Below are 24,744 nucleotides of genomic sequence, written 5' to 3'. Positions count from 1 at the left end.
ATGTTCAATAAAGTATTAGTTGCCAATCGCGGTGAAATCGCCGTACGTACCAACCGCACCTTAAAGGCGCTCAGTGTCGGCAGCGTTGCTGTCTATTCCCATGAAGACCGCCACAGCCTGCATGTGGAAAGCGCCAGCGAAGCCGTGACCCTTACAGGCAATGGCGCCAGCGAAACTTACCTGGATAAACGCCAGATTCTGGATGCCGCCCGAAAGACCGGTGCGCAGGCCATTATCCCCGGCTACGGCTTTCTGTCTGAAAATGCCGACTTCGCCGAAACCTGTGAGCGTGAGGGCATCGTCTTTATCGGCCCCACGCCCACACAGATGCGCGAGTTCGGGTTAAAGCACCGTGCCCGTGAGCTGGCCGAAGCAGCAGGCGTGCCGCTAGCCCCAGGCAGTGGGCTGCTCGACAGCGTGGAAGAGGCACTGACCACCGCTGAACGCCTGGGTTACCCGGTCATGCTCAAAAGCACCGCAGGCGGCGGCGGAATCGGACTGACCCGCTGCAATAGTGCCAAAGAGCTGCAAGACGCCTTTGAAACCGTTCAACGCCAGGGCAAAAATTTCTTTAACGACAGCGGCGTCTTTCTTGAGCGCTTTATCGCCCGTGCCCGCCACGTGGAAGTCCAGATTATCGGCGATGGCCACGGCAACGTAGTGGCATTAGGTGAGCGTGACTGCTCACTGCAACGCCGCAATCAGAAAGTCGTGGAAGAGACGCCGGCCCCCAGCCTGCCCACGGCCACCCGTCAAAGGATGCTGGATGCGGCCGTGGCGCTGGGTGAATCGGTCAACTACCGTTCAGCGGGTACCGTTGAGTACATCTACGACGCCGAGCGTGATGAGTTCTACTTTCTGGAGGTCAACACCCGACTGCAGGTAGAGCACCCAATCACCGAAGCCGTGACCGGCCTTGACCTGATCGAATGGATGCTCAAGATCGCCGCGGGCGACCACCTGGACCTGGCTAATTTTACGCTCAGCTTGAGCGGTGCGGCCATGGAAGTGCGCATCTATGCCGAAAACCCGTTAAAGGATTTTCAGCCCTCGCCCGGTGAATTAACCGACGTACACTGGCCCGGTGATGGCGTGCGTATCGACACCTGGGTCGAAAATGGCAGCCAGGTATCCGCTCACTACGACCCCATGATCGCCAAGCTGATCGTGCATGGTAACGACCGCGCGGATGCTCTGGCCAAGCTGCGTAAAGCACTGGATGAAACCCGCCTGATGGGTATTGCCACCAACCTTGACTACTTGCGTCAGGTGGTCGCCCAAGCGAGTTTTGCCGAAGGCAAGGTCTCGACCCGCGCTTTGGAAAGCTTTCACTTTCAACCCTGCGTTGCCGAGGTAGTCTATCCAGGTACTTACACCACGGTGCAAGACTTCCCGGGACGGGTCGGCTACTGGAACATCGGCGTGCCGCCCAGCGGCCCGATGGATGACTTCGCCTTTCGCATCGCCAACCGGATTGTCGGCAACCACCCAGAGGCTGCCGGGCTGGAAGCCACGCTGATAGGTCCAAGCCTTACGTTTCATCAGGCGACCGTCGTGGCGCTGACCGGCGCCGTCACCGACGCCACACTCGACGATACTCCGGTGGATTTCTGGACGCCTATCCACGTCACCGCCGGCCAAACGCTCGTGGTGGGCAAAGCCAACCGAGGGTGTCGCACTTACCTTGCTGTGCGTGGTGGATTTGATGTACCAGTGTATCTTGGCAGCCGCGCTACCTTTGCCCTTGGCCAGTTTGGCGGTCACGGCGGGCGACCGCTGCGCCCAGGCGATCTGCTCGGCATCAGCCAGCCGGGGTTACCTGCCTGCACCACGCCAGCGCCCACCCACGACCCTGCCCCCGTTGACCCGGCGCTCATCCCGAATTACCCGAGCCACTGGGAAATAGGCGTGCTCTACGGCCCGCACGGCGCGCCCGACTTCTTTACCGAAGACTCCATCGAGCACTTCTTTCAACAGGACTGGGAAGTCCATTACAACTCCAACCGGTTGGGCATTCGCCTGAATGGCCCTAAACCTGAATTCAGCCGGGCAGATGGCGGTGAAGCGGGGCTACACCCTTCAAATATTCATGACTGCGAATATGCGATCGGCTCGATTAACTTCACGGGTGATATGCCAGTTATTCTGACCCGAGATGGCCCCAGCTTGGGTGGGTTTGTCTGCCCGGTTACCATCGCCAAGGCCGAGCTGTGGAAAGTGGGTCAGGTCAAACCCGGCGATACTATCCGCTTTGTCGCCATCGACAACGCCACCGCCGTCAAGCTCGCAGAACGCCAGGAGCTGGCCGTCAAGTACCTGTCCGCGCCACCTGCCGTGACCCTAAACAGCGCCGACCTGGCGCCGTTCAACGGCCTCTCCGCCACTGTGTTGGCCCACCTTGAGGCGATGCAGGAGCGCCCGGAAGTTACCTACCGTCAGGCAGGCGATCAGTACATTTTGCTGGAATACGGTCCTAATGTGCTGGATTTAGGCGCGCGTATGCGCCTCCACGCACTGATGGAGGCGATTGCCGATATCCAGCCGCGTGGTCTGCTTGAGCTTTCCCCCGGCGTGCGTTCGCTTCAACTGCGCTACGACCCGCTGACGCTGACCCAGCAGGCATTGATGACCTACCTGCTCGACCTGGAAGCCACCCTGCCACCGACCGACGAGCTGAAGGTGCGCAGCCGGGTGATTCATCTTCCCATGGCGTTTGAAGATAGCGCGACGCTGGAAGCGGTGGAAAAGTATCGTCAATCGGTGCGCGACACCGCCCCTTGGCTGCCTAACAACGTCGATTTCATGCAGCGCATCAATGGCCTCGCCAACCGTGACGAGGTCAAGGATGTGCTCTATTCGGCGCGTTATTTAGTGTTGGGGCTAGGCGATGTGTATTTGGGAGCGCCCTGCGCCGTGCCCTTGGACCCTCGACATCGGCTGCTGACCTCCAAATACAACCCGGCGCGCACCTATACTGCCGAAGGCACCGTCGGCATCGGCGGCATTTATATGTGTATTTACGGCATGGACTCGCCCGGTGGCTATCAGCTGGTGGGGCGCACTCTGCCCATCTGGAACAAGCATCTAAAAAACAAACAGTTTTCAGAAGGCGCTCCCTGGCTACTGCGCTTTTTCGATCAAGTGTGCTACTACCCGGTCAGCGAGGATGAACTGGATAACCTGCGCGATCAGTTTAGGGCGGGTAAGCTAGCTATCGAGATCGAGGAAGATACGTTTGACCTGAAATCACACCAGGCATTTTTAGATGTCAACCAGCAGGCCATCGCCGAATTTCGCGCCCTTCAACAGGATGCCTACGCGAAAGAGGTGGCGCTATGGCGTGAAAGCGAAGAGAAGGCTCTGGACCGTTTGGCCAAAGCACCGCCCCCCGCAGAGGCGGATGACCTGGCTGGCTATGGCGAGCTGATCAGTGCCGAGATTGCGGGCAATATCTGGAAGTGCCTTGTGCAACCCGGCGATAACGTCATCAAAGGCGATCCGTTAGTGATTGTTGAAGCCATGAAGATGGAATTTGAAGTCATGGCGACACACTCTGGCACAATAAGCGCTATGCACGTCACCACGGGCCGAGCGGTAACGCCAGGGGAGCCGCTGCTGAGTATTGAAGTTTAAGGCATTCACATTGCTGCTGGCGTGCCGCCGCATCATGCGGCGGCCTCTCTCAATAAGGCCTATTGCCATGGCGTTGCGTAAATCATCCATCGCTGACCGTGTCTACGATGCGTTGAAAGACGATATTTTCGAGTTTCGCCTTCTTCCCGGCGATAAATTTAGCGAAGGCGATATCGGTGACCGGCTGGAGGCAAGCCGAACCCCGGTGCGCCAAGCGCTTTTTCAGCTCCAGCGAGAGGGGTATGTCGATGTGCTCTTTCGCAGCGGCTGGCAGGTGAAGCCGCTGGACTTCCAGAAGATCGCTGAACTCTACGACCTACGCATTACTCTGGAACAGGCGGCCGTTCACAAGCTTTGTGCCCTGCCTGAAAAGCCGCTGGTGCTGCGAACTTTACGCGATATCTGGAATCCCGCCAGCCACGCTGATCGGGCGGTGGGCAGTACGGTTCGTGCACTGGATGAAAGTTTCCATGGCGATTTAGTGGTGGCCGCTGGCAATCAGGAGATGAGCCGTATTCATCGTGAAATTACCGAGCGCCTGCGCGTCATTCGACGCTTGGACTTCACCCGCGATGACCGGGTTGATGCCACCTATCGCGAACACGCCGCCATTCTGACGGCTCTTGACGAAAACGATGCTCAGCTCGCCGCCCAACGCCTGGGGTCGCATATCCGAAGCAGCCATGGCGCCGTTCAGGAAATCACCATGGAGCGCCTTCGTGAAGCTGCCGAAGAGCAGCGCCAACGCAGCGCTAGCGCTTAAAAAAAGCGCCCTAGGTTAACCCAGGGCGCTTATCAGCCACGCGTCCAATGTTGAGACGATACCGTCTACTCGGCAATAGCGCGCTTGCGACGCTTCTTCAGCAGCGGCAGACCCAGCGACAGCAGGGCAATCAGCAGCAGAGAGAGCGAGATTGGCTTATCAATAAACGTCATCCAGTCACCGCCAGAGATCTGCAGCGCACGGCGCATGGATTCTTCCATGATATTGCCCAGAATCAACGCCAGGATCAGCGGCGCCGCCGGGAAGCCAAACAGACGCATGCCCAAGCCCAACAGGCCAAAGCCCAACAGCAGCAACAGATCAAACACGCTAAAGCTCATGCCATACACGCCGATCATGCAGAAAATCAGAATCAGTGAGAGCAGCAGCGGCTTGGGCAGGTCGAGGATTTTGGCAATCAGCGGGATCAGCGGCAGGTTCAAGACCAGCAGGAAGATGTTGCCGATATACATACTGGCTACCACACCCCAGAACACATCCGGGCGTTGCTCAAGCATCATCGGGCCTGGTGTAACGCCCATCACCAGTAGCGCACCCAGCAGTACCGCCGTGGTGCCCGAGCCCGGTACACCCAAGGTTAAAAGCGGTACAAACGAGCCGGTACACGCCGCGTTGTTGGCTGCTTCCGGCGCCGCAACGCCTTTAATATTACCCTTACCGAAGGTGTCACCGTCTTTGGCAAGACGCTTTTCCATGCTGTAGCCCAGAAACGAGCCAATCGTCGCCCCCGCGCCCGGCAGTACGCCAGTAAAGAACCCAAGTACAGAGCTACGGCTGACAGGGCCTGCAATCTCTTTTACTTCACTTCGAGTGAGTTTTAACGAACCAATGGCATTACGCGGGGCTTCTTTACCGCCACCGCCGCGCAGCAGCATGTAGAACACTTCGGCTAACGCAAAGATACCCAATGCCACGACCAGGAAGTCGATGCCATCCAGCAGTTGAATAGAGCCAAAGGTAAAGCGCTCGGTACCGGTTTGCAGGTCGATGCCCACAATCGAGATGATCACCCCGACCACAGCGGCGATGAGGCCTTTGATCAGCGACTTATCCGACAATGAGACCACGGCGGTTAAGCCCAGCACCATTAATGCAAAGTACTCAGCAGGGCCAAAGCTGACCGCTACCTTGGAGAGCAAGGGCGCGACCAGCATCAAGAAGATAACCGAGATGGTCCCCCCCACAAACGAGGAGTAGGCGGCAATGGCCAGCGCTTTACCCGCCATGCCTTTTTTGGCCATTGGGTAGCCATCAAAAGACGTGGCGACCGTACCTGCAACGCCCGGGGCATTGAGCAGGATAGAGGAGGTGGAACCACCGAAAATGGCGCCATAGTACACCCCTGCCATTAGGATCAAGCCGGATGAAGGCTCCATGGCAAAGGTGATAGGAATCATTAAAGCCAGCGCGCTGATCGGCCCAAGGCCGGGCAGCATGCCGATAATCGTACCGGCAAACACACCGGCAAATACGTAAGCGATATTGATAGGCTCAAGCGCGATGCCGAAGCCGTACATCAAATTATTTAAGGCATCCATGGGATCTACTCTCTTAAAAACTAGCTTAAAAACCAGCTTAAAAACCAGCCCAGAAACAACGCAGGAGGCATTACCACATCGGCATTAGAAGGGGATAACACCGGTCGGCAAGTAAACATCCATCACCCGTGTCATCGTCAGATACAGCGCCAACACAACCCCTAGCGATGTCGCCAGGTTGACCGCATGACGACGATAGCCGTAGTAAGCCGTTAACCCCGTGCACAAAAGCGTTGAGGCCAGTACAAACCCCAATGGCACCAGAAGTAGCGCATACGCGGCAATGGCCAGTGACGTAACAATCACGCGTCCCCATGGCGTCATCAGCAGCGGGCCTTGTTGCGCGTCGTGATCAATCTCATCGGCACCGGCAAGCGGTGAGGGTTTCTCGAAAAACAGAAACACAGAGAGAATCAGCAGCGAAAAGCCGAGTACTTTAGGGAACAGGTCAGAGTCGACCGGTCGCGGCAAGGGAAAGGTGGGGATTTGCCATGCCATGGCGATATACGCAGCCGCCACTAATGCCAACACCAGCGCTAACCACTGATTGGTATTTAATTTCGTCATTGGAGTTTCTCCGAGGAGCACGTACCTAATCGTCACGAACAGGCATTCCCGGCGGCACAACGAGGCCACCGGGATAACACGCTATAGCACTATAGGTTATTTATTGACGCAGTAGGCCCAGTTCGCTTAACACGCCGCTGAACTGCTCTTGCTGCTCATCAAGGAAGACACCGAACTCTTCACTGTTCTGGTAGGCATCGATCCAACCCAACTGGTCGCGAGCTTCCTGCCAGCCATCAGTTTCGAGCATTTCGGCAAACAGGTCCTGATAGTAGGTCACTGCTTCTTCCGGCATATCCGGGGTGCCCATTATGCCGCGCCAAATATCGAAGGTGTAATCCACACCCTGCTCTTGATAGGTCGGCACTTCGGCCAGACCGCCACCCAGGCGCTCCGGTGAAGAGACACCTAGCGCACGGATCTGACTGCCTTCACCCAGCTGCCCCACCGACTCACCGGCACCGGTAATTACCGCTTCGATATGACCGCCCATCAGGTTAGTCATGGCATCGCCGCCGCCGGAGAACGGAATGTAGTTGACACTTGAAGCCTCAAGGCCCGCTGCGGATGCCAGACCCGCAATAGAGATATGGTCCATGGAGCCTGGCGCACTGCCGCCGCCTACACTTAAGCCAGGATTCTCCTTGAGTGCATCAAACAGGTCGTTGATCGTCTCGTACTCAGAGTCCGCCGACACCAGTACAATGGAGTAGTCAGTAATCAGGCGAGCAACCGGCGTGAAATCAGTGTGGTCATAGCGTGAGGCACCGGCCAGAGGCACCAGAATGATCGGCGGGCTAGTGGCAAACAGCTTATGCGGATTACCGCTATCACGAGCGATTTGCGCCCAAGCCACGGCACCGCCGCCGCCTGGTACGTTGATAGCAGCATAGTTCTCGTCAGCAAGCCCTTCTTGCTGAATAACGCGCGATACAGTGCGTACCAGCGTATCCCAGCCGCCACCCGGATTGGCGGGTGCCACGAACTCAACCGATTTGCTCGGTGTCCACTCTTGTGCCTGAACGGAGGCCGTCATGCCTGCCAGGGCAGCCATCGGTAGAGCGATCACGGCTAAGCGCTTCAAGGAAAGTACGGTCATTTGGCGTTCTCCACATATAAATGTTGTTGTGTGGTCCACTGTTATTATGTCGTGGTTACGCCGCGAACGTTAGAAGCGCCGGGCCTTTACGACAAGCTTGTGAACATAAAAAACAAAATGTTCTTTGTGCGCATTTTGTTCATTTTGTTCACAAGCACGTTAACCAGCCAACCTAAAGCGACTTAAGCCAGCTATGGGCGGCCTCAAGCAGCTGATAGCGCCGCTCTGGCCGACCCACATCACCGTAGCCAAGTTCGGCACTGACTCTTTGTTCAGCCACCAGAAACTCCAGGTAGCGTCGAGCGGTTGAGCGACTAGCCCCCATAATGCGGGCAACCTGCATGGCGGTCAGCGGCGTCGCCTCAGCGGCCATGGCCTCCCCCACTCGGCGCAGCGTTAGCCGGTCGATGCCTTTGGGCAGCGCGCTGGGCGTCGGGCGCGGCGCCTCGCCTGGCTGCAGTCTTTTAAACACGTGATCCAGCTCGTCCTGGTTCATCTCGTTACGCCCTGAAAGCACTTCGCGCTCACGACGAAAACGAGCCAGCATCTGCTCCATGCGGGCAGCTTCAATCGGTTTGATCAGATAATCAAATACGCCTCCACGCAGCGCCTCGCTGATGGTTTCTACCTCGCGGGCGGCGGTGACCATCACAATATCCACATGGGTGTAGTCACGCCTGATCGCCCATAGAAGCTCCAACCCTTCTACATCAGGCAGATAGGCGTCCAGCAATACCAGGTGGATAGCGGCAGCCTGTTCCGCCATTAACGCCTTGGCTTCGCTGCCGTTACGAGCAACGCCTGCGATATAAAAGCCTTCGTCCTGTTCAATAAACGCTTTATGAATATCGGCAATGCGAAAATCATCTTCGACAATCAGAATGCCGTATTGAGCTGCAGACATGCTCACTCCTCTTACGGTCGTCATTATTATGGTGAGTAGTGCGTATCAGGTTCAGCGCATAGCGAGCGGTCCAGCACCGCAATAAAGCAGGCTCCGCCCAGTTCGCTCTCCTCAAGCGTGATGGCTCCGCCATGCTGGCGACACAACCTTGCCACCAGCGCCAGGCCGATACCGCAGTGCTTGCCCGTTTTGGTAGAAAAGCCTTCCTCGAATATTGATTCAGCATGTTCGGGTAGCACGCCTGGCCCATTATCCTCTACTTCGAGCAGCAATTGCTCCCCCAGATCGGTGAAAAACAGCCGCACGCTGGGCATACTGCTATTCGGGCCATTAAGCGCGGCATGGCAAGCATTATCCAGTAGATTACCGACCACGCTCATCATGACTTCTTGCCCAGTGGGCGTTAGTGGGCAGGAGAGCGAGCTCTGCTCGTCGATCTCAAGCGTTACGCCCAGCTCGCGCGCCCGGGTAAGCTTACCCAGCAACGTACCACTGAGCACCGTGTCGGCAACATGGCGCATCAAAAAACTCATTTGAGCTTGAGCCCGCTCGGTTTCCTGATGAATCAGCGCCAGCGCTTCATCGATGCGTTCAAGCTGGAGGAGCCCTGAAATGGTATAGAGCTTATTGGAGAACTCATGCGCCTGGGCACGCAGCATATCCACATCGCGGCTTGCCTGGGTAAGCGCTTGGGAAAGATCAACAATTTCGCGGCGGCTACGGAACGTGGCCACGGCTCCTTCGATTTCACCATCATGCAGAATGGGCACCCGATTGACGATGGCCGGGTGATCGCCCAGCCACATCTGCTGGTCAAACTCCTGCTCACCGTGCTTCAGCACTTCCAGTAAACGAGTGTTAGGCACCACGTCCTGAATCGGCAGCCCCAGTATGACGTGCTCATCGGGCAGGTTAAGAAAGCGTTTGGCCTGCTGGTTGACCAGCGTGATGTGGCCATCCCGGTTGACGGCCAGAATCCCCTCGTGAATGGATTGCAGGATCGCTTCTTTTTCCATCGCCAAGCGGGCGATTTCATAAGGTTCCAGACCCAGAATGACCTTTTTAAGGTGCTGGGAAAGCCAGTATGCCCCGGCAAACCCCAGCACAATCATCAGCCCAACCAGTACCCAACCAAAGCTTGTATAACGGGCAACATCCATTTCGACCCGATCCATCATAAAGCCGACGGAAACGAGCCCGATAATATTACCCTCTTCATCCCAAACGGGCGTTTTTCCGCGCATGGCGGTGCCTAACGTGCCGGTCGCCTCGGACACGTAGGACTGCCCATAAATCAGCGCCTGGTCGTTATCGCCGCCCACCATCGCCTCGCCAAGGCGCTCAGGCACGGGGTGTGAATAGCGGATCGACTGCGCATTGCCCACGACCACATAGCGCGCTCCGGTTTCTATACGCACCCGCTCTGCCAGCGGCTGAATAATCATCGCCGGGTCAGGCGTGTCAAAGGCGCTAACGAGCTGTGGCATGCCTGCCACTGTTTTCGCCACCGCCAACGCCCTCTCGCCCATTTGATGGCTGATGATATCGGCCTTACGATGATTGAGATATGCCCCCTGAGCCAGTAGCATGCCGGCCAGCAGTAACCCCACCAGCAACATCACTTGCAAACGAAAACTGCGTTTATACCAACGCCGCTTAGTGCGCGTACGGCGCCAGCGCTGTAATTCAGCTAAGGTACGGGGGCGGGAATTAGTCATGGTGGAACTCAAAGTGCGCGACAGCGTCATTATGACATGCGCGGTAAGGGGGCGTTAATCGCCATCTTTTCTGTCATTAAGGGAAGCGTTGGGTGTTCAGTATATTTAACCGCGTTATTTCGGCGAGCTATTGCCTGTTTGTCAGCGCTACTTTTTTCAGCCTTGTGCTTATCAGTCCTGCGGCCGCTAATCCTTTTTATGCACCTCCGCCGCCTACCGACGACGCGCCGATTTTTAGCGGCGACGCTGAACTTGGCTTTACGCACCTTTCTGGCAACACCAATAGCCAGACACTGATTGGCAAAACCCGCCTGACTTGGCTAACCGGCAATTTTATTCACTCGCTGCGCGGCGAGGTGCGGAACGTGAGTAAGGATGGCGAAACCAGCGCCGAGCAATATTTGCTCGCTGCCCGCGAGCGCTACGATTTTAAAGGCCCGCACTATGTATTTGGATTTGCCCGCTGGGAGAAAGATCGCTTTGCGGGCTACGACCAGCAACTTTCCATGATTGGCGGGTATGGGCGCCAGCTGTTAGAAGGCTCGCGCCATTCACTCTCGCTTGAGGCAGGCCCCGGCTACCGAAATGACCGCTTGCGTGATGCCGACAACGAACAGCTCGCGGTTGCCTATACCGCCCTGGTCTATCATTGGGGATTTTCGGACTACGCCGATATTGATCAAGAAATGTCGGTGGAATATACCGATAAAAACACCACAGGCAGATCGCTAACGGCGCTCACCGCACGGCTCAACTCTCGTATGTCGTTACGCTTGTCGCATGAGGTTAAGCACAACTCTCAACCGCCGGATGATGCCAGCGAACGTACCGATAACACCACCAGTGCCTCGTTGCTGTACCACTGGTAGCAAAAGCGACGATAGGTGTGACTGGCCCGCCAATAGAAGCACCGTCGCTGTTTTTGCAGTGCTTCAATGGGGGGGCATTGGCCTGTTTTCCAGCCCTCATTTTAAGCCTCCCCTTTAATCGCGTTCGACTTTGGTCTAGTGGCACGATATACTAGCGCCAGTTTCCTGTCCTCGCGCCATTCAATGAATGGCGCTTTTTTTTTGCTGCGCTTTCCGCATTTGCGCTGTTTCCTCATGTTCCACCCAAGGTGTTCTTATTGATGAACCAACCAACCTCCGGTGCTGAAAGCCATAAGCACCCATCGCTTGGCGACCCCATCGTACTCACGCTAAGCATAGGATTTATCGTGCTTTTTCTAGCACTTTCCTTTTACGACCTGGACCTTGTCGCCGACTCGATCAGCCAGGGTTTTGCCTGGAGCGCGCTGACCTTCGGCACCTACTTCCAGTTTCTGATGCTGTTGACGTTCTTTATCGCCATCGGACTTGTGCTGACCCCGGCCGGCAACGCCAAGATCGGCAACCTGGATAAACCGGAGCTGAGTACCTTCAAGTGGCTTTCGATCATCCTGTGTACGCTACTGGGCGGTGGGGGCGTCTTTTTTGCCGCCGGTGAGCCGATCTATCACTTCGTGAACGTGCCGCCTACCTTCGACACCGACCCAGGCGTGGCCGCTGCGGTGCCCGGGGCACTGGCGCAGTCGTTCACCCACTGGGGGTTCGTCGGCTGGGCGATACTGGGGTCGCTCACCGCGATCGTGCTGGCCCACGCCCACTACGTGAAAGGCCAGCCACTGCAACCGCGCACCCTGCTCTACCCGTTATTCGGCGAGCGCGTGATGCGTGGTCCGTTGGGTGGCGTGGTGGATACCTGCTGCGTATTGGCGGTAGTAGCGGGCACCGTCGGGCCGGTCGGTTTTCTGGCCACCCAGGTCAGCCATGGCCTTGAGGTGCTGTTCGGGCTGCCCAACACCTTCGTTACCCGGCTTTTTGTTCTGGCGACCCTGGGCATGGTGTACGTGCTTTCCGCGGTCAGCGGTGTGCACAAGGGCATGCAGCTCTTGAGCCGCTTCAATGTCATGCTGGCGCTGGGCATCGGCGCGGTCATCTTTTTGTTCGGGCCGACACTGTTTCTGTTCAACAGCTACTTTGCCGGCATGGGCACGTATCTGGACGACTTCTTCAAGATGGTCACCACCACCGCGGAAACCGCACCGGCGGATTGGATGCAGTGGTGGATCGTGTTTTTCTACGCCTGGTTCATCGCCTTTGCGCCCTTGATGGCGATCTTCGTGGCGCGTATCTCCCGCGGGCGCACCATTCGCGAGATGATTCTGGCCGTGGCGGTCATCGCCCCCATCGCCACCACGGTCTGGTTCACGCTGCTGGGCGGCTCGGGCATTTACTACCAGCTGACCGGCGTGATCGATCTGACCGATGCGCTGACGAACTTTCAGTTCGACATCGCCACGCTCGCCTTGGCCCAAGCATTGCCCGGCGGCACCTGGATGGCGCTGGCGATCCTGCTGCTGACGACCATCTTCGTGGCCACCACCGGCGACTCCATGAGTTACTCCATTGCCATGGTCGGTGCCGGCCACGACGAGCCCAGCCCCTTTCTACGCGCCTTCTGGGGCGTGATCATGACGATCATGGCTGCGGTGCTGCTGGCCATGCGTGAAGGACAGATCGCCGCGCTGCAGCAATTCATCGTAATTACCGCCGTGCCAGTATCGCTGATCCTGCTGCCCTCACTCTGGGATGGCCCCAAAGCAGCGTTTGCCATGGCGCGTGAGCAGGGGATTATTGACTAACCGCTAGCCCAGCACCTGCTGCGTATGAGGCGAATCTGCTCGCCTCATACGCTATGATCACCATGATGAACAGGTGATCAGGAGCCCCCCCCCTTTGGCCTCACGCAACCTTCCTTCAACCGCCGCTATGCAGTGCTTTGAGGCGGCAGCGCGCCATATGAGTTTTACCCGGGCGGCCGATGAGCTGAGCCTGACCCAAAGTGCCGTCAGCAAGCAGGTCGCCCACCTTGAATCAGCGTTGCAACATAAGCTGTTTCGCCGCGTAAGACGCACGCTTGTGCTCACGCCGGAGGGTGCCATCTTTTTAAGTGATGTACGTAAGGTACTCACCCAGATTGAGATGTCGACCCACGCCATCATGACCTATAGCGGCAACAGTGAAGTACTTAAAGTGGCCACCCTGCCAAGCTTTGGCAGCCGCTGGCTAGCGGACAAGCTTCCTTCCTTTTTAGCCGCCAATCCGGGCATTAGTCTGGAATTTCACGACCGGGTGGAAGACTTTGATCTTGAGCAGCAGGATATTGATATTGCGTTGTTTTACGGTCACGGTAGTTGGCCTAACCTTGACTGCCATAAGCTGGTGGATGAGGAGATGGTCGCGGTTGCCGCCCCATCGCTTCTGGCTCGGTACCCCATCCATACTGCGAGCGACTTGGCCCAGTTGCCACTACTTCACCTGTCTACCCGCCCGGATGCCTGGCACCACTGGTTTGCAGGTCAAGAGATCGCCACTGATCGCAGCTACCACGGTACCCGCTTTGAAACCTTTCCCATGCTAGTACGCACCGCCATGGCCGGCGGCGGCGTTGCCTTAGTGCCTCATTTTACCGTGGATGAAGAGCTGGCCGCCGAACGCCTTGTGCTCGCATGGCCGCATCGGTTGTACAGCGAAAGTGCGTATTATCTTGTCTACCCTGAGCACCTGGGCGAGCTGGGCAAAGTACGTCGGTTTGTGGCGCATATAACGGCGAGTGCCGAATGCCGCGTATAAACAACTCAGGCTGCCTGCTAGGCAGCCTGAGTATCAACCGCATGCTGGAAAGTGGATTAAACCGCTAATGACGCCAGCACACGCTGCTTAGAAGCCTGCTCCCTTTCGGCATAAAGCGCCAACTCATCAGTCACCGGGGCGCCGAGCGCCTCTTCAAACGCTTCACGATTGGCATTGCCCGCATAGGCTTCGTTTTCGCCGCCGCCTAGGTTTGACTGAAAGATACCCGCCGCACTGACCGGCAAGAAGTCTTCATAGGTAATCGGCTGTGCTTCCACCAGGCCTTTGGCAATTAGGGCGTCCATATCGGTACTGGCATCGCCTGTAGCAACTTTTCCGGCTTCTGTGAGGTGATAGTGGAAGTAGGCCAGACCTTCGCGGCGCATTGCCTCATCGCTGTCCGGCATGGTGGTAAAGACCTTATCCATAACGGCTTGGTGAGCGTTGTTATCAAGTCCCGCCGTTTGTTGACGACCTTCATTCAGCAGTTGGTCATAAAGCGCGCGTCCTTTCGGCGTTAGCGCCATGCCACGCTGCTCAATTTCGCCAAAGCGAGCAGTGTGCGTGCCTTGGTTATCGCCTGCAAAGCGGATCGACTCCTCTAACGCTTTAAAGCTTGTCTGACGCAGCAAAATGGGCGCTTCACGGCGCGGCGGGCCTTCGATGACAGCCTTCGGGTTCATACCGACGCTTGGCATGCGGCGCTGCACTTCATCGATATCCAACGTGCGCGGCGTTAAATGGTTGATATGCGGTCCACGAAAACACACCACATCGGCGATCAGGCGGTGTTCATCGCTCAGCGCTTGATAAGTATCCAGATCGACCGTGGCATCCTGGTGCCAACGAAACGTTTCCAAGGCCTCTGTAACAAACTGACCTGCTTCCTCTGAGGTTAACCCGCCTTGTGACTCAAAGCGTTCAATCAGCTCACGCACTTTGGGGGTAAAAATATTTCGTTGGGCGAGGATTTCCTCAGCACGCTGGCGCAGCAGCGCACTATCGATAAGTTCCAGGCGCAGCAGCGAGGTAAAAATACGGAACGGGTTACAGGCCAGCGCATCATCCTCAATAGGGCGAAACGCGGTGGAGTGAACCGGCACCCCAGCTTCAGAAAGATCGTAATAGCCCACCGGATACATGCCCATCACGGCAAACAGGCGGCGCAGCGTGGATAGCTCTGCGGCTGAACCCACGCGAATCGCTCCGTGGCGCTCTACGCTCAGGCGCGCAAGCTCGCCCTGAGCCTCCAGGCGACGGCGTAACTCTGGCTGCTGGCGAAGCGTCTCCTGATTGACCTGCTCAACCAACGTTAGCAGCGTGCCGTATTGAGGGACTTCCGTTTGGTACATCGCCGACATGGCGCTGGAGAAGCGATCACGAATAACATTGGTGGCTAAAAACGAAGACTGAGTCATTTTACAGCTCTCTGTGACATCCAATTCAGTATGGACCCCATGGCCGACAAGGGAAGGTTCATTGCCATTATTTTCCTGCCGTTCAGGGGTGAATGGCGTTATCAAAGCAAATTACCAGACAAGACCACAAACGAAAAAAAACGCTTAACGCATGCCAAATTGGAATGCATAAGCAGAGAAGCACGCACTCTAAACCGTCATATCGAAAGGCAGGTCAAAAAAAGGAATGGATAACAGTTATGAAATAGCAGAGCAACGCTACAGGATCTCCAGCAAACGCAGGATCATCTGCGGCTGCTGGTTAGCTTGGGCAAGAATCGCCATGCCCGCCTGCTGGAGAATTTGTGCGCGGATCAAGTTGGAAACTTCCCGGGCGTAATCTGCATCCTGGATGCGCGACTGGGCCGCTGATAGATTGACGATATTGTTGTTGAGCCCGTCGATGACGCTTTCAAAGCGGTTTTGCATCGCGCCAAAGTAACTACGCTGCCCGGCGACTTGCCAATAACAACGTCAGTGACGTATTTATCGGCCTGAACGGGTAAAGCATTAATTATTTTTACCGCTCATGCTTTATTGTTAATGAGCGCCCACTAGCGGCCAACACTTCATCGATAGGGAGCCTGACGTAATCATACTCAAGGTATCCCTGATCCATTAACTCGCCATTCCACGCCACAATATCCAGATCCATGGTTCGTGGGCCTGATTTATTCAGACCTCGTACGCGACCCAAGCGGTTCTCGACCGCTTTTAAATACAGCCGAAATGCTGCATAGGGAAGCGGCGTGCGCACCAATAGCGCGGCATTGAGAAAATCGGCCTGCTGTAAAAAGCCAACAGGGGAGGTACGGATTGGCTGAGAGTGCGTGACCAGGTCGCATTCGCTGTTTAAAAGAGACAACGCTCGTGTGACATTCATCTCAGGTTCAATATTCGAGCCTATCGAGATGAGGCATTCATGCAGCCGTGTATCTCGCCCGGCTCGTAACGCCGTTGTTGACATAACGATTACTCAACTAGAGAGAAGTCGAAATATTCTTAATCACTGTAATGATCATACCTCAGACTAGCGCTATGCTCTAAGTGTGCAAGCAACCAAACAACTAATAACAAACGCAAGATAAACGAAGCACGCCATATAATGATTAAAGACAGGGATAACAATGACGACTAAAGCAGCATTAGTGACCGGGGGCGCTACCCGTTTGGGACGGCATTTTTCAGAAGCGTTAGCAGATGCAGGTTATGATATTGCACTCCACGTTAATAGCTCACGAGATGAAGCTGAAGAGGTAGCATGCACTATCCGCAACAAAGGGCGCGAGTGCGAAATACTGCCCTGTGATTTTTTGCACGATCCGCTGGATACACTGATTGAAGCCGCCATACGGCGCTTTCCGCATTTAGATGTGCTGGTTAATAGCGCCTCCACTTACCAAGCCGCACCCATTGCTCAAACGGACATGGCACTCCTGGAGACGCAGTTTCGCGTCAACCTATTTACCCCGCTGTTGTTAATTCAACATTTTGCTAACGCGGTGTCTAACGGCTGTGTGGTGAATATCATTGACAATAAAGTGGCCTATCATCAATACCCTTATGCGGCGTATTTGTTGTCTAAAAAGGGGCTGAAAGAGATGACCCAAATGGCCGCACTCGAATTCGCACCGCGTATCCGGGTCAATGGTATTTCTCCCGGCGTAGTACTGCCCACTTCCCAGCGTAGCCACGACTATATTGCATGGCGTCTGGAAGGCATCCCCCTTAACCGGCAGGGAACGCCCGCCCACTTAACAAAGGCGCTGTACTACCTGCTGGAAAACGATTTTGTTACCGGCCAAGTGTTATGTGTCGATGGAGGTGAGTCGATCTACCTGGAAGGCAGGCATTCGGAGAACTATCTAGAGTAACAACCAAATTAACAGCCGTTCCAAGAACATTTCTAACAACGTAGAACGCAGTGGGGCCGCCCAAAGGCGGCCCCAAAACGCAAAGTAGGTGTGCTAACGCCTAAGCATTAGACATCGTCACCCGTGGGTAGATTTTGCTCAGTCGTCTCACTAGACTTATCTTTCCGGCGAGGTGAAAAACGGTCATCTACCTCACTTTCACCTGCCTTTGGCTGCCCAGCAGGGCTACCATCGATAGTGAAGTCCTGCTGCATAATGCGCAGGTTGGCAGGCGGCGCTGAACCGGACTTGTCCTGACCGAAGTACATCGTGGTATGCGGGAACGGTATCTCAATGCCCGCCTGATCAAAGCGCAGCTTGACCAGACGATTATACGCCCGACCAACACCCCACTGATCGCCCGGCGTGGTTTTGATAACCACACGAATATTGACGGCGCTGTCGCCCAGGCTTATAACACCGGCGACCGTCAGATCAGCAAGGATCTTATAGCCATACTCTTCGCTGGCTTTCAGATCATTAAAGGCAAGCTGGAGCTGCTCAATCGCATCATCAATGCTCTCACGATAAGCAATGCCGTACTCACCGACATGGTTACCGTAGTCGCGCATGTAGTTAGAAACGGTGTCAACGCTTGAGAAGGGAATGATGTGATAGGTGCCCGAAAGATCCCGAATGCCTACCGAACGAATGCTTAATCGTTCTGCAGTCCCGGTGATGCCACCCAGCGTTACCACATCGCCTGTATTCATGGCATTCTCGATCTGAATGAAGACCCCGGTAATAACATCCTGTACCAGCCTCTGCGCACCGAAACCAATAGCTAAACCCAGTACCCCGGCACCGGCAATCAGCGGGCCGATGTTAATGCCGATTTCGGACAGTAGGATCATCCCGGTAATCGTGAGCATGGCGATAGCCAGCGCGTTGCGGAACAGGCTCAATAGCGTTTTAGCTCGAGGAGAGGGCTCACCACCGCCGGTTTCCGGATTGAGCTTATGCTCAATCAGGCTCGCAAGTCCTAACCACACGCCCAGCGCAACAATCAGAATCAAGACAATGCTGACCAGTCGCCCTACCAGCATCGTTCCGCGTTCAGAAGCGTACCAATTGGCTAGATTGAACGCACCCCAGGCATCCAGCACCACCATGATAACGACGACCAGGATGATGGTGCGTAGCACACGCAGCGCGTTGGGAACGTAGCTGTTAAGACGCGGCTCAAGCAGCGGCAACTTACGACGCAAATCGTCCGACAGGCGAATGCGATGCCCAATCGTTTGGGTCAGGAAGGTCGATACCAGAAGCCCTATAACCACCGCAGCCAATGTTTTCAGTGTTGCAAAAAGCACGAAAGGCAGTGCATCGCCAGGGCGCGTCAGTATCAAAACGAAGACCATTAAGAAGTAGATCAGCGCAAAAAAGTGCCAGGTACGTGCAAAGAGCTGAAGCGATACACGGCTTGCCACCATCGACGTATTGGCCGCCGCATCATTCAAGTGCCCTCGGATGCGAATACGGTTCTTGAGCACCACACTGACCGCATAAACAAAGGCCACAATCATAATTAATGTGCCAACCGCTTGGCCTACGCTGGCAGCCAGGTAGAAATTGATCAGCGGCACGGCAACCATTAGTCCGTAACCGACCATGCCGATAAGACGTGCTATCCAACGGTTCCAGTAGGAGGCTTCACCGGTTGAAATTGGCAACAATCGCAGGCCTTCGTAGTGTGAGGAAAACAGCATCCGCATCACTGCTTTCATCAACTCAATGACCAGAAAGGCATTGAGAAACAGCGAAGCCCTCGTGGAAAGCTCGCCCGTTTCACCAATCGCGAACGTGGCCACCAGGTTACCGCCCACGTACGCAAGCCCTACCAATATAAAGTCAATAAGTGCCGCAATAATGACGCAGCAAATCAAGCGCAGCACTGGCGTCATTCCGGCGCCATTGAGCGACCATTTGCTCACCCGCGTAAAGGCAGACCTGGCCATCCGACGTAGTGCGAAGAAAATCACGAAGGTCGCAACGATCACGAGGCCCAGATTAATCGCGGCCTGGACGAAAGCTGACGAATCAAAAGCACTCGCGCCTTGCCCGGTAAACAGGTTACCCATGATGGAAAAAGCTTGCTCAATCTGCAGGCCAATATTACTGACAACATCGCTTGTCAGCTCCGCCAACTGGCGCGGCAATGAGACATCCTCTGGAGCCAAATCGCTTCCTTGAGCGGCGGCTTCAGGGGATAACTCAGCCTCTAAACCGGCGGGCAACGCGGATGCCTGTTGACGTAATACATCAATTAGCTCTTGGCGCGACTGCTCATTTTCGAGGAGATCAGCAAGTGCTTCGTAAGAAGCGGGCACTTCCGCTGGAGGCGATGCACGATCACTTTCGACCGTCGTCGTTTGGGCTAATACCGGCGTGGCAAAAAACACAAGCAGTGTCATTAGCCAAATACCTAGCCAGGGAAATATACGTATTGACGTCACGCCTGTACCTCCGTTAGAGAAATGCTTTCTTAAATTTAATTGCTAGCCTGCTTTATGCAACTACAAATGCACGCACCAAGCAGGCTGATAACGTATAAAGCGTACAGCGTAACATGGGAACATAATAAGGTCTGGCCGTTAACTTGACGCAACTAACCCGTGATCGCGTGACGCTCAATTCTGACAAAGCGGTAACAGCCACTGATTTGCAAGGCCCAGCACCACGCCATAGCGTACGCCCTTGGCAACCACAATCCACAAAAAAGCACGCCACCAGGGAAGCCGAAACAATCCGGCCAGTACCGTCAGTGGGTCGCCCACCACCGGCAGCCAGGAAAGCAGTAGGCTGGCCTCGCCAAGCTTGTGATACCAGCGCTCGGCCTGGGCAAGGCGTTTGGGCGATGCAGGGAACCACCGGCGATCCTGAAACTGACGTGCATAGCGGCCCATCGCCACATTGACCAGACTGCCCAGCGTATTACCCGCCGTTGCTACCGCCCAGAGTAAAATAGCCGGCTCCCCCAAACACCAAAGTCTGGCAAGCCAAACTTCAGAGCCGCCAGGCAGCAGGGTCGCACTAACAAACGCAACAAGGAAAAGACTCAGCATGCAACGGGTGGCCGAACGTTACTGCGGCACCTGGCCCCCAAGTTGAGCGGTAATTTCATCGGCGACCTGGCGCACCAGCTTACCCAGCGCCAGCAGGCGTGCTTCAGGGATACGCGCCATGGGGCCTGAAACAGAAATAGCCGCCAGCGGCGTGGCGTGCTCGTCGAAGATACAGGCCGCGACGCAATGCAGGCCAATGGCGTGCTCCTCGCGGTCACAGGCAAAACCTTGATCACACACCTGGTGCATTTCGGCGGTCAGTGCGTCTGGACTGCACAGTGTATTGTCGGTAACACGGGTGAGTTCACGGTTATCCAAAAAGCGAGCGCGTTCGTCAGTGGGCATCCATGCCAACAGCGCTTTACCCACGCCAGAGGCATGCAGCGGGGCGCGTGAGCCCAAGCGGGTAATCATGCGCATCATTTGAGGCGATTCGTGCTGGGCCAGAAATACCGCCGTATCCCCATCGCGGATCCCTAAATTGGCAGTCTCGCCGGTTTCAGCGGTTAAGCGGCGTAGAAAGGGGCGGCTTGATGCCACCACATCGCGAGCTTCTAAAAAGCTGTTACCGATACGGAAGGTTTTGACGTCAATACGCCATAAGCCCTGCTCGTTCTCCTGGCTAACAAACCCCTGGCTTTGCAGAGCCTGGAGCAAGCGGTGGGTGGTAGAAGGTGCTAACTCGGCTTTTTCAGCCACGTCTGACAGCGCAAGCCCTAGTGGGCTTGCCGCTAAAAACTCCAGTAACGTTAAGCCGCGTACCAGCGACTGGCTATGCCCGCCACTCGCTTTAGCGGCATTTGCCGGACGCCCGACCGTCCTACGCTTGGCTTCACTCACCCTGCTCTCTCCTAAAGGCGTAAAGAGTAACAGGATAACGTGCCGCAAAGGCCGCTGTCGCGTTTACGGAAACGAATTCCACTAATGGAGGAAGCTAGCGAATGGCAGAACATCGCTATAGATAGAAAACGGCCACAGGCGTGGCCGCCGACATTACGCCACTCCTTGGCGCCGCTATCAGGCCTTCTCGCGATGGTTATAACCCAGCGGATGGGGCTGGCCACGCTCTTTGGCAAGATCAATTTGGCGCTGACGCTCACGGGCGGCGGCGCGAGTTTTCTCGGGCAGCGAGTTGATGCAGTGTGGGCAGCTAATCCCAGGCTCGTAGGCTGATGACTGCATGTCGTCTTCGGAAATCGGCATACGACAGGCGTGGCACTGTTCGAACAGGCCTTCACTCAGGTCGTGACGCACGGTAACGCGGTTATCGAACACAAAGCACTCGCCACGCCATAACGACTGCTCTTCCGGGACTTTCTCCAGATAGTTCAAAACGCCGCCCTTGAGGTGGTAGACCTCGTCAAACCCCTCTTTGAGCATAAAGCTGGAGGCTTTTTCACAGCGAATACCGCCGGTGCAGAACATGGCGACTTTTTTATGCTTCTCTGGGTCGTAATGCTCACGCACGTAGTCGGGAAACTCACGGAACGTGGTGGTTTTTGGGTCAACCGCGCCTTCGAAGCTGCCAATCGCCACTTCGTAATCATTGCGAGTGTCGATCACCAGCACTTCGGGGTCTGAAATCACCTCGTTCCAGTTTTCAGGCTCAACATAGGTACCAACGGTGTTGTTAGGATCAATGCCTGGTACGCCCAGCGTCACGATCTCTTTTTTGAGCTTAACCTTGGTGCGATAGAACGGGGTTTCGTCGCAGTAAGACTCTTTATGGTCGATATCGGTCAAGCGCGGGTCAGCGGTCAGCCAGCCAAGCAGTGCATCAATACCTTCGCGAGTCCCCGCGACGGTGCCATTGATGCCCTCTTTAGCGAGCAGCAGCGTGCCTTTAACATCATGATCGACCATGGCTTGGCGCAGCGGCTCACGCAGCGCTTCAAAGTCATTTAACGTAACGAATTTATACAATGCTGCCACGACAATACGCGGCATATCGCCAGCTTCAGAAACAGGTGCAGACATAACAAGCTCCAGTAGTCACCCTCGTAAAGGGCGGACCGGGTTAATAAACGCGCATAGTCTAGCGCAAACGGCGCAGCGCTTGAATCCTGCCAGATTGACGCAGGTCACTCGCGGTTTAAAAATTCGTCGATTTAATCGACGTTATCGTGCAGAAACCTTCACCCCACGCCGTGCGGTTTCAGGCGTATATTGAGCGCATTCCTTCAACAGCTACTCCTTCAACACAACTGGGAGCACACCATGAAAATTCGTCGCGCGGATGAGCGGGGCTATGCAGACCACGGCTGGCTGCGTTCGTACCATACGTTCTCGTTTGCCAATTACCATGACCCCAAGCATATGGGCTTTCGCGCCCTACGGGTGATCAACGAAGACCGCGTCGCCGGTGGTCATGGCTTTGGTGCCCACCCGCACCGGGACATGGAGATTATTTCCTACGTGCTGGAAGGCGAAATGGAGCACAAGGACAACATGGGCAATGGCGAGGTCATGCGCCCGGGCGATGTACAGCGCATGTCAGCGGGCACCGGCGTTGTGCACAGCGAGTTTAATCACTCCAAAGAGAACGGACTGCACTTCCTGCAGATCTGGATTGAGCCCAAAGCGCTTGGCATTAAGCCCAGCTACGAGCAGAAAGCATTTCCAGCCGCAGGCCGCCAAAACCAGTGGCGCCTGGTAGCATCACAGCAGGGCCGTGAAGGCTCAGTGAGCCTGAACCAGGACGTTAATCTTTATGCAGGCTCATTTGATGCAGGCGACAGCGTCAAGACACCGGCTACGCGCTATGCCTGGCTGCACGTGGTAAAGGGCGCGGTCGAGGTCAATGGTGAACAGCTCAGTACCGGCGATGCCGCTGCGTTTGAGCCTGGCGACGCGATCAGCGTGACCGGCCAGGATACAAGCGAAGTACTGCTGTTTGATCTTGCTTAGCCCTTTTACTCAGTGCTACCCGCCTTAACAACCCAAACGGCCCCCTTTCGGGAGCCGTTTTTTTACGCCATCAGCCCAGTGTTTTGCGTTGTCACCAAGCCTCGCAGCTGCCAATCAATCCTAGCTATTGTGCGCTGAGTAAAGTGCACGGATTTTCAGCGTGTGCTCTACCTGCCTCAATGCTTCCAGCGCTTGCGGACCGTAAGCTTTGTCGACATCAATGACCACATAGCCGACCTTATCGTTGGTCTGCAGGTACTGGCCCGAGATGTTAATGCCGTTTTCGGACAGCACGCGGTTAATTTCCGACAGTACGCCCGGCACGTTGTCATGAATATGCAGCAAGCGGTGCTTATCGGGGTGGGCAGGCAGCGCCACTTCGGGGAAGTTGACCGAGGTGATCGTGGTGCCGTTATCCGAGTAGGTCGTCAGCTTTTCGGCAACTTCAATACCGATATTTTCCTGGGCTTCGAGCGTAGAACCACCCACATGCGGGGTCAGGATCACATTTTCCAAACCACGTAACGGGCTTTCAAACTCTTCATCGTTACCCTTGGGCTCCACCGGGAACACATCCACCGCAGCGCCGTTGAGATGGCCTGCTTTGATGGCATCCGCCAAGGGTTCAATTTCCACGACACTGCCGCGTGAGGCATTGATGAAGATGGCGCCTGGTTTCATCGCAGCAATCTCTTTCGCGCCAACCATCCAGCGGGTAGAGGGCAAGTCCGGTACGTGCAAGCTCACCACATCCGAGCGGTTTAACAGCTCTTCAAGGCTGGTGACCTGGCTTGCATTACCCATGCCGAGTTTGGTGATGATATCGTAGTAGATAACGTTAAAGCCCAGCGACTCGGCCAGCACAGAAAGCTGCGCGCCGATGCTGCCGTAGCCAACAATACCCAGCGTTTTACCGCGTGCTTCGTGCGAGTTTTTGGCTGATTTCAGCCAGCCGCCCTGATGAGCACGGGCATTTTTTTCAGGGATGCCACGCAACAGCATGATCGCTTCTGCCAATACCAGCTCAGCGACCGAACGAGTATTGGAGTAAGGCGCGTTGAACACGGCAATACCACGCTTTAGCGCCGCATTCAGGTCCACCTGGTTGGTTCCGATACAGAAGCAGCCAACGCCGACCAGCTTCTCTGCCGCTGCAAATACGCGCTCATTAAGCTGGGTACGCGAGCGAATACCGATGAAATGTACATCACGGATCTTTTCGATCAACGATGCTTCATCTAGCGATGTCGGCAGATGCTCGATATTTTCATATCCGGCATTTTGAAAATTGTCCACCGCACTTTGGTGGACGCCCTCGAGTAGCAGGATCTTGATCTTGCTCTTTTCCAGGGACGTTTTAGCCATGGCTGAATCAACCTCTATGGTCGGCGGCGTGCGCCGTGTATCGGTTCACGAAAAGGCCGTATAGTAGCATACCGCACGCCCATCAGGCCGATACGAACTGATGAAATGTGTGCGTTATCA

19 protein-coding genes and 1 pseudogene are annotated in these 24,744 nt (G+C 55.7%); 7 read left to right on the top strand and 13 right to left on the bottom strand.

The features are described 5' to 3' along the window. The gene (gene uca, locus ACT3RU_RS01795; protein ID WP_087110677.1) at positions 1–3,633 is read left to right on the top strand and encodes an urea carboxylase; all 3,633 of its coding nucleotides are present in this window, start codon (positions 1–3) and stop codon (positions 3,631–3,633) included. Between the two features lie 67 nt (positions 3,634–3,700). Next, positions 3,701–4,396 (top strand): GntR family transcriptional regulator, encoded by a 696-nt coding sequence (locus tag ACT3RU_RS01790; protein WP_087110675.1) that lies wholly within the window; start codon positions 3,701–3,703, stop codon positions 4,394–4,396. 65 nt (positions 4,397–4,461) lie between these two features. Here the strand turns inward: ACT3RU_RS01790 and ACT3RU_RS01785 are convergent, their stop codons facing one another. The 5 genes from ACT3RU_RS01785 to ACT3RU_RS01765 all read right to left on the bottom strand — a co-directional run bounded on the left by ACT3RU_RS01785 (position 4,462) and on the right by ACT3RU_RS01765 (position 10,243). Continuing rightward, positions 4,462–5,955 (bottom strand): tripartite tricarboxylate transporter permease, encoded by a 1,494-nt coding sequence (locus ACT3RU_RS01785; RefSeq protein WP_087110673.1) that lies wholly within the window; start codon positions 5,953–5,955, stop codon positions 4,462–4,464. 84 nt (positions 5,956–6,039) lie between these two features. Continuing rightward, a complete protein-coding gene (locus ACT3RU_RS01780; protein WP_192527751.1) occupies positions 6,040–6,522 on the bottom strand; it encodes a tripartite tricarboxylate transporter TctB family protein in 483 nt (160 codons plus the stop codon). Between the two features lie 100 nt (positions 6,523–6,622). Continuing rightward, positions 6,623–7,621, bottom strand: a complete 999-nt coding sequence (locus ACT3RU_RS01775) for a Bug family tripartite tricarboxylate transporter substrate binding protein (RefSeq protein ID WP_192527752.1) — start codon at positions 7,619–7,621, stop codon at positions 6,623–6,625. A gap of 172 nt (positions 7,622–7,793) precedes the next feature. Continuing rightward, on the bottom strand, positions 7,794–8,525 hold the full coding sequence (locus ACT3RU_RS01770) for a response regulator (protein WP_172116947.1): 732 nt from the start codon (positions 8,523–8,525) through the stop codon (positions 7,794–7,796). Between the two features lie 26 nt (positions 8,526–8,551). Beyond that, positions 8,552–10,243 (bottom strand): ATP-binding protein, encoded by a 1,692-nt coding sequence (locus ACT3RU_RS01765; RefSeq protein ID WP_172116946.1) that lies wholly within the window; start codon positions 10,241–10,243, stop codon positions 8,552–8,554. Positions 10,244–10,377: 134 nt separating this feature from the next. Here ACT3RU_RS01765 and ACT3RU_RS01760 point away from each other — a divergent pair, with 134 nt between their 5' ends. From ACT3RU_RS01760 to ACT3RU_RS01750, 3 genes are all read left to right on the top strand, one after another. Beyond that, a complete protein-coding gene (locus ACT3RU_RS01760; protein ID WP_192527784.1) occupies positions 10,378–11,112 on the top strand; it encodes a DUF481 domain-containing protein in 735 nt (244 codons plus the stop codon). Between the two features lie 260 nt (positions 11,113–11,372). Next, positions 11,373–12,926, top strand: a complete 1,554-nt coding sequence (locus tag ACT3RU_RS01755; protein WP_192527753.1) for a BCCT family transporter — start codon at positions 11,373–11,375, stop codon at positions 12,924–12,926. Between the two features lie 94 nt (positions 12,927–13,020). Then, a complete protein-coding gene (locus tag ACT3RU_RS01750) occupies positions 13,021–13,917 on the top strand; it encodes a LysR substrate-binding domain-containing protein (RefSeq protein WP_192527754.1) in 897 nt (298 codons plus the stop codon). 56 nt (positions 13,918–13,973) lie between these two features. Here ACT3RU_RS01750 and hglS read toward each other — a convergent pair whose 3' ends face one another. The 3 genes and pseudogenes from hglS to folK all read right to left on the bottom strand — a co-directional run bounded on the left by hglS (position 13,974) and on the right by folK (position 16,341). Continuing rightward, positions 13,974–15,335 carry a 2-oxoadipate dioxygenase/decarboxylase HglS gene (gene hglS / locus ACT3RU_RS01745; RefSeq protein WP_192527755.1) on the bottom strand — a complete coding sequence of 454 codons (1,362 nt, stop codon included), beginning with the start codon at positions 15,333–15,335 and terminating at the stop codon, positions 13,974–13,976. Between the two features lie 258 nt (positions 15,336–15,593). Continuing rightward, a pseudogene (locus tag ACT3RU_RS01740) lies at positions 15,594–15,824 on the bottom strand (flagellin); the annotation flags it as partial. 70 nt (positions 15,825–15,894) lie between these two features. Continuing rightward, positions 15,895–16,341, bottom strand: a complete 447-nt coding sequence (gene folK, locus ACT3RU_RS01735; RefSeq protein ID WP_192527756.1) for a 2-amino-4-hydroxy-6-hydroxymethyldihydropteridine diphosphokinase — start codon at positions 16,339–16,341, stop codon at positions 15,895–15,897. A 160-nt stretch (positions 16,342–16,501) separates the two neighbouring features. Between folK and ACT3RU_RS01730 the strand changes: the two genes are divergently transcribed. Further along, positions 16,502–17,248, top strand: coding sequence for an SDR family oxidoreductase (locus tag ACT3RU_RS01730; RefSeq protein ID WP_192527757.1), 747 nt, complete (start codon positions 16,502–16,504; stop codon positions 17,246–17,248). 107 nt (positions 17,249–17,355) lie between these two features. On the opposite strand, the gene ybiO is transcribed toward ACT3RU_RS01730, so the two are convergent. The 4 genes from ybiO to trhO all read right to left on the bottom strand — a co-directional run bounded on the left by ybiO (position 17,356) and on the right by trhO (position 22,329). Beyond that, on the bottom strand, positions 17,356–19,701 hold the full coding sequence (gene ybiO, locus ACT3RU_RS01725; protein WP_216657992.1) for a mechanosensitive channel protein: 2,346 nt from the start codon (positions 19,699–19,701) through the stop codon (positions 17,356–17,358). 216 nt (positions 19,702–19,917) lie between these two features. Continuing rightward, positions 19,918–20,352 (bottom strand): YqaA family protein, encoded by a 435-nt coding sequence (locus ACT3RU_RS01720; RefSeq protein WP_172116931.1) that lies wholly within the window; start codon positions 20,350–20,352, stop codon positions 19,918–19,920. 18 nt (positions 20,353–20,370) lie between these two features. Next, entirely contained in the window at positions 20,371–21,192 is an 822-nt protein-coding gene (locus tag ACT3RU_RS01715) for an IclR family transcriptional regulator (protein WP_172116930.1), read from the bottom strand. 177 nt (positions 21,193–21,369) lie between these two features. Continuing rightward, positions 21,370–22,329, bottom strand: coding sequence for an oxygen-dependent tRNA uridine(34) hydroxylase TrhO (trhO, locus tag ACT3RU_RS01710; RefSeq protein WP_172116929.1), 960 nt, complete (start codon positions 22,327–22,329; stop codon positions 21,370–21,372). A 240-nt stretch (positions 22,330–22,569) separates the two neighbouring features. On the opposite strand from trhO, the gene ACT3RU_RS01705 reads away from it, so the two are divergent. Further along, entirely contained in the window at positions 22,570–23,259 is a 690-nt protein-coding gene (locus tag ACT3RU_RS01705) for a pirin family protein (protein WP_172116928.1), read from the top strand. Positions 23,260–23,379: 120 nt separating this feature from the next. Here the strand turns inward: ACT3RU_RS01705 and serA are convergent, their stop codons facing one another. After that, positions 23,380–24,624, bottom strand: a complete 1,245-nt coding sequence (gene serA, locus ACT3RU_RS01700; protein ID WP_192527758.1) for a phosphoglycerate dehydrogenase — start codon at positions 24,622–24,624, stop codon at positions 23,380–23,382. Positions 24,625–24,744 lie beyond the last annotated feature (120 nt).

This window comes from Halomonas sp. TP35, from assembly GCF_052375975.1.
In the GTDB taxonomy this organism is placed as follows: Bacteria; Pseudomonadota; Gammaproteobacteria; order Pseudomonadales; family Halomonadaceae; genus Vreelandella; species Vreelandella citrativorans.
The sequence above is the reverse complement of the archived record's forward strand: the minus strand, read 5'-3'. Positions and strand labels throughout refer to the sequence as shown.